The organism is Desulfofundulus sp. JL263-se, assembly GCF_056316025.1.
In genome coordinates this window covers 130,448-143,174 of record NZ_CM149993.1, presented here as the reverse complement: position 1 = coordinate 143,174, position 12,727 = coordinate 130,448, and the positions used below count along the sequence as shown (strand labels likewise).

Sequence of the window (12,727 nt, the reverse complement as noted above, 5' to 3'; positions counted from 1 at the left end):
ACTAATTCCTCCATATAAAGTTACCAACTAGTTTAGTAACTTGTCGTATAAACTGAGTAACTTTTCTTGTTCCCTTTCCCAATTATACTTTTCCTCTACAGCCCGTCGCCCGTTACGCCCCATCTCTTCGCACAACTCCGGCCTGTCCAGAAGGTATTGAATAGCTTTTGCGATTTCGTTAGGATCAAGCGGGTCAACCGTAAGACCACATTTATTACCCTCTACAATTTCACGCCATAAAGGAAAATTAGACGCAATTACCGGTATACCAGCTGACATATACTCAAACATTTTAACTGGATAGCTTACTTGATAACGTAGCTCAGGATGTATTAGAACCAAACCAATGCGAACGTTAGACAACAATTCCGCAACTTGATGACGATTAAGCCATCCCTTAAAAACCACCCGATGCCAACCAGGTAGTGATTTAATTTCATTTTCTAATTCTTTTGGAGTAAACTTTCCGCCAAGTATTAACTGAGCATCTGCTTCCGTGGGTAATAAATCCATAGCTTGAACCATTTCATTTATTCCACGGAGTTTAGTTATGCCCCCTACGTAAGCAACAGCCTTTGGCCTTTCACCAAAAGGTTTCCCCTTTACTTTTAGTTCACTTAGCAAGGGGAAATTCTGTACTACCACTGTATTTCTGTTCTGTTCACAAAAACGCTCGGTAATTTTCGGCGTAGCCGGCACAATAGCTGCAAAAACTTTTGCCCCCATATGTTCTATGCTTTCAACCAGCCGTGCAACGATAGATCGCACTGGCTTAGCAATCCAATACTTTGAAAGTATCTGGCGAGGTACATCTTCGTGTACATCATAAACAACCCTTTTACCTAATGCCCGAAGCAAAATCCCAATTGTTATTAACTCCGGATCGTGGAAATGGTATATATCAGCCTCTTGTTTAAGTGCTAGCTGGAAAGCCTTTAGCGTAAGACGAAACATTCTTTGTAATCTATTCTTAGATTTCGGTAAAGCAACAATCTTTACTCCGTCAACAAGCTCGTCTTTATCGTGCTGAGCTATGAGCGTTACATCATAACCCGCATCCACCAAAGTCTTAGCTTGTTTGTGAAAAATGCGCGTGTCAAAAGAAGGATGAACTGTTGTTATAATGCATACCTTCTTTTTTGGATATGCTTCCGTCATTTCCCTAGCACTTCCTTATATATTTCGATAGTTTTAGCTGCATTTTGGTCCCACGTATAGCTACTTAATACCTTATTACGAGCACGTTCTCCCATCGCCCGTGCTTCTTCAGGATGCGATAATAGAAAGTCTAACGCCTTGACGAGGTTGTCCACATCCTGTGGCTTGACCAAAAGCCCAGTACGGCCATTTTCTACGAAATCCTCTATACCTTCTCCTTCACATCCTATAACAGGCTTACCGTGCGCCATAGCCTCCAAGTATACTACCCCAAATCCCTCTTTCCAACTTGGAAGACTAAAAATATCACACTTAGCTATATAATCCATTACTTTATTATGTGGGTGACGCCCTAGGAACCGAACACAAGAACTTATCCCTAAGTCACGAGCCAATTGTCGCAGTTTCCTTTTATCAGGCCCATCACCAATTATCCAATAACGTAAGTTTAGATACTTGTTAACTAACCTAGCAAAAGCCTTTAGGTTTAGGTCTATGCCTTTCGTATATATCAGGTTAGACACACTCAATAATAGTACTTTTTCTGAATTAAATAATCTATTGTTAAACCCGTTTAAACCGTTCTTATCAATACCATTAGGTATAACAATAAGTTTATCATTTGAACACACAATATCTTCAGCTATGCGTTTTAGTTTGCTACTTACCAATATGGTTTTTGAGCTTTGGTTAATTACAGTAACGACCTTATCTTTACTAGATTTGTTCTTATATATTGTTTGCTGTAGATCCTGTCCGTGGATCGTAACAACCACCGGCACTTTAAACTTTTTCGCCAACAATAAGGCCGCATAGCCGTCGGGCAGAGCAACATGGGCATGAATCAAATCAAATTGAAAATCAGCATAGATTTCTTGAACCAGCTTTTGAATCCCGCGGTACATCCGCTGGCCAGAAGATGCAAACAGCCAAGAGCGAGGGAAAGCCAGGTAGCGCGGGTAGTAAACCGGGACCCCTTCCCAATCAGCCTTGTCGGGAATGGCATTATATGCTCGCCACTTCTTGGTTAATGTGCCGATCGGAAATGGAGCCCACGGCACAGGAGAGACAACCCTGACTTCAACACCCCTTGCTACCAGGGCTTTAATTTGCTCGTGCACGAAAATACCGGCTACTTCATTAAATATTGACGGGTACATATGAGAAATAGCCAATACTCTCATTAGTAGTTTTCCACCCGCTTAACCCTATAGTATTGTAAAAAAGCTAAGGCAAAACCAAACAAGAACCATTGGGGCTTAAATGCCATAATTGAACTAGAGCTAATACTGGCAAAAAAGAAGCTTACCAACGAAACTAAAATAGCCTCACAGATCATCTTTTCATGCGAATTAGTTAATTTATGAAATGCCTTTAGTAGATTAAATATTAATGATAGATAAATAAGTACATATCCAACAAAGATAATAATTCCATAGTTGATTAAAAGCTCCAGCCACCAATTGTGCGGATTTAAAATACCAGCTGTAGAATAAAGAGCATAATGTTGCATATAGTATTCTGCATTACCAGCACCAACGCCAAAGCCAGCCGTTGAGTATAAGAAATGTAAGCCGTTAAGGATAAGGTTAATGCGAACAGCAACAGACCCTATGCCTTCTGCAAACTGATAACGAAGCGATTCAAGTTGAGTAGTGACCTCTACGTAAATAGGATAAACTAAATCATAAATACAAACTGATACACCCATTAAAAAAATTAGGCCTAAAATAACGGCTTTAAGTTTATCTTTGAGATCAGTAAGGAAAACTAATAAAAAACATATACCCAAAAGTACTGCTAGAAGGTTAGCTCTGGAACCAGCCGCAAGAATTAAATAAAAGCTGCCTATAGCCATAGCCAGTCCCAAAAGACGGATAGGATAACATTTAGCATACCGAAACATGGCCAGTGTAAACGGAATGCTTAAAGCCAGATAGGTAGCAAAATCATTAGGATTACGAAAAACACCGCTTGGCATAAACATAATCCGCGCTCTAGTTTCCTTGTACAAACCAGAAACAGGAAGGTGTAAACCAGTCATGTGTTCCCATATGCCTAGTAATAATAAACATCCCAGTATTACATTCCAAATAACAAAAATATAATTCAGGTCTTTAAATTTTTTAACATAATACAGAAAAAAAAAGACTATTAATACATTTAAACCAAGAAATGTTATATCTTTAAATGCTGCTTCTTTACTTGCGGCCCATCCTAACGAAAATCCGGCATAAGTTAGCCAGATAATAAAGAAATAAATATAACCACGAATTGGTTTTAAACTTTGGATAGTTAATTTTCCGCCTTGCATAAGAAAGCGTAATAAAAACAGAATGAGCAAACTCAAAATGAATATCCTATAGGGAAAAAGCGAAAATGATCCAAAATCAACAAGTATTAAACTTGAACCTATGAACCCTGAGATAACAGTAATGTAAAAAAGAGACTTCTCTATAATGGTAACTTTTCTAACAAATATGCAGGTACTAAATAATAATATTAAACAAATAATTACAGACAAGACTCGTACATCTATGTTTGCTACAACTAAACCAACAACAACTCCTAACAAAAAAATAAGTGTTAGACCCAGCGGATTATCTTTTATCTTTTTAAAGTAATAATAATATTGAAAGTATAGCATACGTATATGCATTACGCCTCGCTTTGCAAATGAATCTAGACAAAAAGATGGTTCCGATCTTAATTGAAGAAATTTTACAATTTTCGTTTTAGCACGTTAAATAGGTCTTCTTTATTTAGCCAAGCTAAAAATGATTTGATTTAAATACATCAGCTATAAAATCGCTAATAAAAGTTATCAAAGCTATCCTTAAAATAAACATTTAGTTTAACCTGACTTTTGAAAAGTCTTAATACTTTGGTAAAATAATTGCCAATCACCACGGGTAAAAAGCATCGGTTCCCACCAAGCATTCTTACTTAAACGTACATATAAACATAGTTTAATAAGAAAATTTATGAAATACGCTAGAGTTGTAGCTATAGCCGCACCATTAATACCTAATCTTGGAATTAGCATAACATTCGCAATTATGTTGACCAAAATAGCTAAGAATGCTGTGTACATATTCAATTCGGGGCGGCCCCGTGCAGCAAGATCATTAGCCAATATGCGGGAGAGACTACCCAGGACTATTCCTGGTAATAGCCATAGCAAGGCCGTACCCGCTTTTAAATATTTTCTCCCGAAGAAAATATCAATCAAGGGCTCCGCAACTAGAACCAATAGACCTGCTCCAATCATTGTCAACAGTATAACAAAGCGGCCGACGAGAGGTGTCAAACGCCGGCGACTTTCCTCATCCTGATGTAATTCGGATAAACGGGGCAAAATAACAGTACCAACCGACCGAGATAACATCCACAGTCGCTCTGCAATTTGAACAGCAATTACATAAGTACCGGTAGCCGCTGGCGTAAGAAACAAATTAACCAAATAAACGTCTGCTCGATAATTAATAAAGGCAAATATGTTGCTTAGATGCACTTTCCAACCATAACCGATGCAATCCTTTGCATATTGCGCGGATGTCTTTTCAAAGTTATTTTCATCATCAAGGTGCCCTCGTAAAGATTGTAAAGTTACTATCAACCCAAGAATATGACCAAGGCCAAAGGCCAAAAGTGCACCAAAAACCCCCATATTGAACAACCAAACTACAATAATTGCAAATAAAAGTGTACCTGCGGGTATAATCAATGAAGCAAGGTTAAATCGACGAAAATCCTGAACTCCCTGCAATAAACTCACAAGTAACGACTGCAACAATACGAAAGGGAATATTATTAACGCTATCCATAAGAGCGCAGTTGGCACACCGGGAAAAAGTACCTCGCCATGCAACCAGATAACCGGTACAGCCAATAATGTGGCAAAAATACACAAAAAAACCCATAATTGAATAGTAGCTTTAAACGCAAGCCGTACCGATACGTCACCACGACCTATATAGTAAACGTTTGCGGGTCCAATTCCGAGATTAAGAAAAGTAGAAAGTAGTGTAGGTAATAAAATCGCCATAGCATAAGTCCCATTACCTTGCGGTCCCAAAATACGTGCAAGTAACACCACCAAGCCCACACCTAGTACGACCGCAATTAATTGGCGCACAAAAGTACCACCTATGTTAAGAGAAAGATTACGTAAACCGAGACCGTGCATATAACCCCTCGACTAGCAAATTTGTTAATCCACTCGAACCATACTATTACGACGTTACTATTTTAGCTCTCAACAAAGGTTTTTATTAATTTTCAGTCTATTTCAGTTATATAACCTAGATCAATTAAATCCCTTTTCAGCAACTTTTGTACTCGAACTTGCTCCTTGTGGGATAACCTTTCGACCCACCGTCCAATAGATTTAGAAGAAATCGGTTTCCTCAAATTTTTATGATGAGCTTGTCTAGTATCACCTAATTCACTAACAGACTCATAAAACTTAAGCATTTGCGGTTCATAAGATATCTGAAGATATTTACATACTTTATTAATCATATTATAAGAATCATTAACTAGATCCTCATATCTTATTTCCAAGTAATTATCTTCGTTGCAGTATTTATTACTAAATGTTCGAGCAGCATTTATAGAAGCTTTCCATCTATTACATGCTTCTTCAACCGAGGAATATCGACCCATTTCTAAATACGAACTTACTACATCCCGTCCGTCCCTGATAATATGAATAAATTGTGCACTAGGAAAAACCTTTCTAATTCTTTCGAGATGAAAAGTATTTAAAGGTGTTTTATCACCCCAGCGCTTTATGTATTTACCTTTACTTTCAGCATAATAGCAATAAATTAAATCAATTATTTTAGCTAACGTCTTTTGTGATGGAGGCAACCTTAACGCCCTTTCACGTACTGGTGCTAAATCAATTTCCCAGTTATAAAACTGTGGATGATATTGAAACTCTGCTAAAGTTATATTAACTAACTCTCTCCAAGGCAAGAAAGCCAAAGTACGGAATTTACGTATAACATTTCCTAACACGTAAGATTCGGGAGGAATTATAATCTCAGAGTGAGCTGTAAGAATTGCCCGTAGCAAGGTGTTACCAGACCGACCTGAACCAATAATAAAAAAAGGATTGCAGCTCAAACCAGAATGCTTATTGAATACGCGGTACATAGGGAAAATCGATTTAATTAGGTCAAATCTATCATAAATAATATAGAACCAATCAGGAAATAATTCTTTTTGCACCTTAAAACTCATTAATACCACCAAGCAATAATTTGTTAATAGATTTTTCGGACTTAACTCTATCTGATAAATATATAAACATAAGCTTAATATGTAAAATAAAACGTCACAAAAATTCTTTGACCTTAAGATAATTAATAATGTATTCAATTGCCTTTTCAACACTATCTCGATGGGTTTCCACCGCGATTTCAGGACTAACCGGTTCTTCATATGGTGCCGATATGCCGGTAAAGTTTTTGATCTCCCCTCTGCGTGCCTTACGATATAGCCCTTTCGGATCCCTTCGTTCACATTCATACAGTGGGCATTTAACATATACTTCAATAAACTCCCCTGGAGCAAATAAGCTGCGAGCCATCTCCCGATCGGCTCTGTAGGGTGAAATAAAAGCCGTAATGACGACGATACCCGCATCGACAAAAAGTTTAGCCACTTCGGCTATACGACGGATGTTTTCCCGGCGTTCTTGTTCGCTAAAACCTAGGTCTTTGCATAATCCTTGGCGTACGTTATCGCCATCAAGAAGATACGTATGGATACCCATTTCGTGCAGCTTACATTCCAGGGCATTGGAAAGGGTGGATTTACCGGATGCCGGCAGGCCGGTAAACCATATAACAAAGCTCTTATGTTTTTTTAATTGTTGTCTAAGTTTCCTGGTAACGGAATAAGGTTGCCAAACTAAATTTTTGCTTACTGAATTTTTCAATTTAAACCCTCTCCTCAACCCTTGAACCTACCCATTAAAAAGCTAGTACTTCACGTCTCTCTAAAGTTTTACAATACCACTGATTTGATCTTCTTCCTGGCTTTTATAACGCCTACCGCACTCAGCACAGGTAGCAGTATCCCTCACAAATTTAAGTGGTACCCCACATTTACACACCCAGCCAATTACTTTTGCTGGCACACCAGCCACAAGAGCATATGGTGGTACATCTTTTGTCACCACCGCGCCTGCGGCCACAAAGGCCCATTCCCCAACGGTTACGCCGCAAACAATGGTAGCATTGGCCCCGATGGTTGCGCCGCGTTTAACCAGGGTGGTTATGTAATCCGCACTGGTATTGCGCGGGTAAGCAGAGCGGGGTGTTTTTACGTTAGTGAATACCATGCTGGGGCCGCAGAAAACATCATCCTCAAGTATAACTCCTTCATAGACCGAAACATTGTTTTGGATCTTAACGTTATTGCCGATTTTTACGTTGCGCGCCACAAAAACGTTCTGGCCCAGGGTACAATACTCACCTATCTCCGCCCCGGACATAACGTGACAGAAATGCCAGATCCTTGTTCCTTTGCCGATTACAGCACCCTCATCTACACAGGCCGATTTATGTACAAAATAATCCCTTTTAGGATATGTATTTTTCAAAGCTTTTTCCGCCCGGACCAGGATATCAATAACATCCTTGCCCCTTTTTCCATCCGTCAAAGGGGCGTTCCTGTTGGTGACGCACCTTAAGAAGTGCCGGGCTTCTTCTTCCAGTGCATCTTTATGTTCAATATAAAGTTCTTCCTTACCCTCATCCCAGGTGCTTAAATCTCTACGCACACCTTTGCGGTGCAGCCATACCCTGTTTTCATGCTCGTCATAGGTAATCATTCCCTCGGTACCTATAATGACAGTCTTACGCTCGTCTTCCGGCCAGAGCCAGGAAACGTGGATGTGGGCCTGTACATTGTTGGCAAATGCAAGGTGCACCCGGACATCATCTTCAATGCCGGGCTGGAGTGCCGCCATCCCCGCTGCGGTTATTTCTTTTACCGGGGCGCGCACCAGTTCGAGCAGAACGGCTATATCGTGGGGGGCAAAGCTCCAGAGGACGTTTTCCTGGCTGCGCACCTTACCAAGCTTGCGCCTGCGCATTTCTATTGTAACAAGATTTCCTATTTGGCCCTCCCGCACGCAGCTGATTATTTTTTGTACGGCAGGCTTATAAAGCAGCAGGTGTCCTACCATCAGCATCCTTTTCCCGCTTTCGGCAACAGCAACCAGTTCCCCGGCTTCTTCCACTGAAAGAGTCATGGGTTTTTCCACCAGCACGTCTTTACCGGCCAGTAATGCTTCCTTAGCAATAGAATAGTGGGTGGGAGCAGGTGTGGCAATAACCACCGCGTCAATTTCCGCGTCATTTAGCAATTGACGGTGGTCTTCGTAAACGGACACTCCGGGATACTGTTCCGTTATTTTATCCCTCAAAGCCGGGGCGGTTTCAGCCACGGCAGCCAGGGTCCCCAGCCGGTAAAACACGCGCACGTGGTTTTTCCCCCAGTTACCGGCACCGATAACCGCTACCCGGGGACTGCCGCTCATAACAGCACCACCTTTTCATCCCGGTGGGGCACTGCCTTTGTGGCGTTCCTGGTGTCCACGATTTTCCGGGCCTTGTCCACCAGCCAGCGGTAATCAATGCAAGAATGGTCCGTTGTGATTAAAATAAGGTCTGCACTTCCCACCACTTGTTCTGTAAGGGGCTCCGATTGAAAAGGCCGCCCCGCTATATGCAGCTTGTCTATGTACGGATCATGGTAAACTATACGGGCCCCATCCTGCAGCAGCAGCTCGGCCACGCGCACTGCCGGCGATTCGCGGTAATCGCCGATATCTTTTTTATAGGACATCCCCAGGATGAGTATCTTTGATTGAGAAGGAACTTTACCCATGTTATTCAAGGTACGCAACACCTTTTCCCTTACAAACTCAGGCATCCTCCGGTTGATCTCCCCGGCCAGCCCGATAAACCTGGTGGTGAAATTGTACTCCCTGGCCTTCCATTCCAGGTAATGAGGGTCGAGGGGTATGCAGTGCCCCCCCACGCCGGGCCCGGGGTAAAAAGGCATGATGCCGAAGGGCTTGGTGAATGCCGCGTCCAGCACTTCCCATACATTAATTCCCATTTTATCGCATAAAAGGGCCAGCTCGTTTACCAGCGCAATGTTAACGGCCCGGAAGGTATTTTCAAACACTTTGACCAGTTCCGCCGCCCGGGCGCTGGAAACCGGTACCACATGCTTGATGGTCTGTTCGTAAAAGGTTTGGGCCACTTCCAGGGATTCCGGCCCCACGCCGCCCACCACTTTACTGGTGTTTTTAGTTGTGTAGCGTTTGTTTCCCGGGTCCACCCGCTCCGGAGAGTGGCACAGGAAAAAGTCCCGCTCCACTTTTAAGCCCGACGATTCTAAAATGGGCAGCATTACTTCCTCCGTGGTCCCCGGATAAGTAGTGGATTCCAGTGATATAAGCTGGCCGGGACGCAGCCGCCGGGCGATTTCCCTGGTTACGTTAACTACGTACCGCAAATCGGGCGCCAGGTTTTTATCCAGGGGAGTAGGCACACAAATCACAATAACGTCCATATCGGGCACCGGGGTAAAATCAACTTCGGCGCGAATAAGTCCATCACTGACCAGCTTTTTTAATTCTTCATCTTTTACATCGGTTATATAATTTTCTCCGGCGTTAATTTTTTTCGCCCGCTGCGGGTTCTGCTCTATGCCGGTAACAGTAAAGCCAACCTTGGCTTTTTCCACTGCAAAGGGTAGTCCCACATAACCCAGCCCCACCACTCCTACGTGGGCGGTGCGGCTACTTATCTTTTCCTGCAGGACTTGCTTGACACTTTTTTTAGTTTCGACCGCTACTCCACTCATGGAATTACCTTCTTTCATCCCGGTAATTAAGCAAAAAACTCTGCCACCGTTTCAACCACTTGCTGCACTTCTTCATCGGCAAGCTCGGGAAACATGGGCAACGACAGCACCTGGCGGCAGGCCGCTTCTGCCTGCGGGAAATCTCCCTGCTCATATCCCAGCGGGGCAAACACTTTCTGCAGGTGCATGGGCAGCGGATAGTAAACGGTTGATCCAACCCCGCATTCTTTCAGGAAAGCCTGAAGTTCGTCCCGCCTGGCAGTTTGAATGGTATATTGATGATAAACGTGGTAGGCATAGCCCGGCTCTGCAGGCAGTTTAATATCAACGTTTTTGGCATTTTGCAGTTCCGAAAAAAGTTTGTTATACTGGCCGGCAATCTCTCTCCTGCGCTCTGTCCAGGTCTCCAGCCGGGTAAACTTGACCCTTAAAATGGCCGCCTGCAGCTCGTCCAGCCTGCTGTTGCAGCCCAGTACGTTATGATAATACTTGGGCTTTGCGCCGTGCACGCGGAGCACACGCACCCGCTCGGCAATTTCGGGGTCATTGGTGACCACCATGCCGCCGTCCCCAAAGGCTCCCAGATTTTTGGTGGGGAAAAAGCTTATACAGCCGGCATCACCGATGCCGCCCACCCTTTTACCTTTATATTTCGCCCCCAGGGCCTGGGCCGCGTCTTCGATAACCTTGAGGCCGTGTCTTTCGGCTATTTCCATGATGGGATCCATATCGGCGGGACAGCCGTACAGGTGCACAGGTATTATTGCCCTGGTGCGGGGTGTGATTTTTTCTTCAATAAGGGCAGGATCAATGTTCCATGTTTCCGGGTCAATATCTGCAAACACCGGCCGGGCCCCTGTTCTTTCGATGGAGCCGGCAGTGGCAAAAAAGGTAAAAGGCGTTGTAATTACTTCATCGCCGGGGCCGATGCCGCAAGCCAGGAGGGATAGATACAGGGCATCGCTTCCGCTGGCAACGCCAATACCATATTCAGCTTCACAGTAGGCGGCAATTTCTGTTTCAAGGACTTTTACGTTTTCGCCGAGGATAAACATGCCTTTTTCAACTACTTCGGCAAAGGCTTGGATAAGTTGTCCCCTTATTTGCTCGTTTTGGCGCGTGAGATTAAAGCTGGGAATATTCCTGCTTTTACTGGGTTTATTCATTAAGTTGTTACTCCTCTCCGGGTGGAAAATCAAAACCAAAAGCGGGTACGGTACCCGCTCTGACTATACATAACGTTTGTATTTTCTAAACTTTACTACGTTGTATTTCTACACATTTTTCTTAAATCCTTCCTGGTCTTACAAAAAAAACTATAAATTTTTTTAAAAAACCACTTAAGTAAGCGTAGATAAAAAATCGTTATCCCATCGGGACAACGATAACATTTTCACCCCAACCAAAACCTGTAAATAGCCTTGATCTGCTCGTATTTGGCTTTCGAGGGGGTGGCGTAACGGCGGGTGGTGGAGATATCCGCAGGCCAATTCACTTATCAAGAATACTTGCTATAATTTTTCGCATATCTTCCAGAGATGGAGCAACAAACAGCTTCCCGGCTATTTCGTCCAGCACGTCGGGGTTTGTAATTTCTTGTACTGCCTGCTGCAGGTCAGAGGATTCCGAACCAAATTTGCTCTCTAAGAATCTGCAAATCGCTCCCCTTAAGCCTTCTGCCCTACCTTCTACTCTGCCCTCTGCTCTGCCCTCTGCTCTGCCCTCTGCTCTGCCCTCTGCTCTGCCCTCTGCTCTGCCCTCTGCCCAACCTTCTGCTCTGCCTTCCGCCCTACCTTTTTCTCTACCCTCCAACATGGCTTTGACCCGCTGCTCTTCCAGCATTTCGCGGGTTAAAGGGTGAGTAGCCAGCAACTCTCTCACTTTAGCCCTATCTTCTGCACTTAACATTTTTAATACCTCCTTCAACTCTTCGGGCGTTACCAGTTCATTTTTAAATTTAAATTCAAGCAGCTCTCTTCGATATAAATTGCCTGGATCTTCTAAATGTTTCTTAAGTAAAAGCAAGGTAGAGCTTAGCCTCAATTCCTCCTTTTTTGTTAGAAATACCGAAAACATATATGCCTGCTCCGCTCCCGGCAGTTCTTTCAATACCATAACCTGCACAGGAATTATTTCTCCCTCGACCCGGTAAAACCCGGCAACAGGAACACCTTCGAAAATCGTTAGCCCCCTACTTACCAGCATGTTTAACAAAGCCCGCGGGTGCCTGCTGCTCACGAAGGTCAAAGTAAGTTCATCCAGTTTAAACATCCTGGGATGCTCAAGCACTTTGTACAGCAAAGAAAGTGCCAAACCTTTGTCGTAGTCGTTAGGCTCCAAATAATCGCCAGGACTTTTGAATTCAAATAAGTTATATTTCCTAAAGATATCCGCCACCGGGTGCCGCAGTTGAACGTTCTCTTTTTTCTTGACCACTAAAACATCTACATCTAAAGGTTTTGAAGATAGGGCCACTTCGGCCTGGATTTCAATTTCTCCGGGCCCGGCATCGGAAAGCGCTTCCTTAAGCGCTGTAACAAATAAGGGATGCCACTGCTTATTTGGCAAATCAAACACTTCCTCTCTGTTATTATATCACCTCTTCCTTCCATAATCAGTATAACATTTTAAGAACCTTTAGAACAAGTGTTTGATGGCAAGGTTTTTCTAGAAC

Annotated in this window: 10 protein-coding genes; all 10 read right to left on the bottom strand. The window is 43.1% G+C overall.

The genetic code is table 11. The annotated features are described in order from the left end of the window. Positions 1-27: 27 nt before the first annotated feature. Positions 28-1,158, bottom strand: coding sequence for a glycosyltransferase family 4 protein (locus ACX4JR_RS00780; RefSeq protein ID WP_476059156.1), 1,131 nt, complete (start codon positions 1,156-1,158; stop codon positions 28-30). Next, a complete protein-coding gene (locus ACX4JR_RS00775) occupies positions 1,155-2,342 on the bottom strand; it encodes a glycosyltransferase family 4 protein (RefSeq protein WP_476059155.1) in 1,188 nt (395 codons plus the stop codon). Before ACX4JR_RS00775 ends, ACX4JR_RS00780 begins: the two co-directional genes overlap by 4 nt. Next, positions 2,342-3,733: an O-antigen ligase family protein gene (locus tag ACX4JR_RS00770; RefSeq protein WP_476059154.1), complete on the bottom strand. Its 1,392-nt coding sequence runs from the start codon at positions 3,731-3,733 to the stop codon at positions 2,342-2,344. The genes ACX4JR_RS00775 and ACX4JR_RS00770 overlap by 1 nt, the downstream gene beginning before the upstream one ends. A 279-nt stretch (positions 3,734-4,012) precedes the next feature. Next, complete coding sequence (locus ACX4JR_RS00765; protein WP_476059153.1) at positions 4,013-5,347, bottom strand: flippase; 1,335 nt, start codon at positions 5,345-5,347, stop codon at positions 4,013-4,015. Positions 5,348-5,439: 92 nt separating this feature from the next. Continuing rightward, the gene (locus tag ACX4JR_RS00760; protein WP_476059152.1) at positions 5,440-6,408 is read right to left on the bottom strand and encodes a sulfotransferase family protein; all 969 of its coding nucleotides are present in this window, start codon (positions 6,406-6,408) and stop codon (positions 5,440-5,442) included. A 94-nt stretch (positions 6,409-6,502) separates the two neighbouring features. Next, positions 6,503-7,108 (bottom strand): adenylyl-sulfate kinase, encoded by a 606-nt coding sequence (cysC, locus tag ACX4JR_RS00755; RefSeq protein WP_476059151.1) that lies wholly within the window; start codon positions 7,106-7,108, stop codon positions 6,503-6,505. 60 nt (positions 7,109-7,168) lie between these two features. Further along, on the bottom strand, positions 7,169-8,716 hold the full coding sequence (locus ACX4JR_RS00750) for a Gfo/Idh/MocA family oxidoreductase (RefSeq protein ID WP_476059150.1): 1,548 nt from the start codon (positions 8,714-8,716) through the stop codon (positions 7,169-7,171). After that, positions 8,713-10,053, bottom strand: coding sequence for a nucleotide sugar dehydrogenase (locus ACX4JR_RS00745; RefSeq protein WP_476059149.1), 1,341 nt, complete (start codon positions 10,051-10,053; stop codon positions 8,713-8,715). The genes ACX4JR_RS00750 and ACX4JR_RS00745 overlap by 4 nt, the downstream gene beginning before the upstream one ends. Before the next feature lie 26 nt (positions 10,054-10,079). Further along, entirely contained in the window at positions 10,080-11,219 is a 1,140-nt protein-coding gene (locus ACX4JR_RS00740) for a DegT/DnrJ/EryC1/StrS family aminotransferase (protein WP_476059148.1), read from the bottom strand. Between the two features lie 325 nt (positions 11,220-11,544). Continuing rightward, positions 11,545-12,621 (bottom strand): FliH/SctL family protein, encoded by a 1,077-nt coding sequence (locus ACX4JR_RS00735; protein ID WP_476059147.1) that lies wholly within the window; start codon positions 12,619-12,621, stop codon positions 11,545-11,547. Positions 12,622-12,727: the final 106 nt, after the last annotated feature.

Bases quoted from the DNA above. Each gene is read 5' to 3' on its own strand.
- ACX4JR_RS00750 (WP_476059150.1), bottom strand. From the start codon at position 8,716: ATGAGCGGCAGTCCCCGGGTAGCGGTTATCGGTGCCGGTAACTGGGGG.
- ACX4JR_RS00765 (WP_476059153.1), bottom strand. From the start codon at position 5,347: ATGCACGGTCTCGGTTTACGTAATCTTTCTCTTAACATAGGTGGTACT.
- ACX4JR_RS00740 (WP_476059148.1), bottom strand. From the start codon at position 11,219: ATGAATAAACCCAGTAAAAGCAGGAATATTCCCAGCTTTAATCTCACG.
- ACX4JR_RS00760 (WP_476059152.1), bottom strand. From the start codon at position 6,408: ATGAGTTTTAAGGTGCAAAAAGAATTATTTCCTGATTGGTTCTATATT.
- ACX4JR_RS00780 (WP_476059156.1), bottom strand. From the start codon at position 1,158: ATGACGGAAGCATATCCAAAAAAGAAGGTATGCATTATAACAACAGTT.
- ACX4JR_RS00745 (WP_476059149.1), bottom strand. From the start codon at position 10,053: ATGAGTGGAGTAGCGGTCGAAACTAAAAAAAGTGTCAAGCAAGTCCTG.
- ACX4JR_RS00775 (WP_476059155.1), bottom strand. From the start codon at position 2,342: ATGAGAGTATTGGCTATTTCTCATATGTACCCGTCAATATTTAATGAA.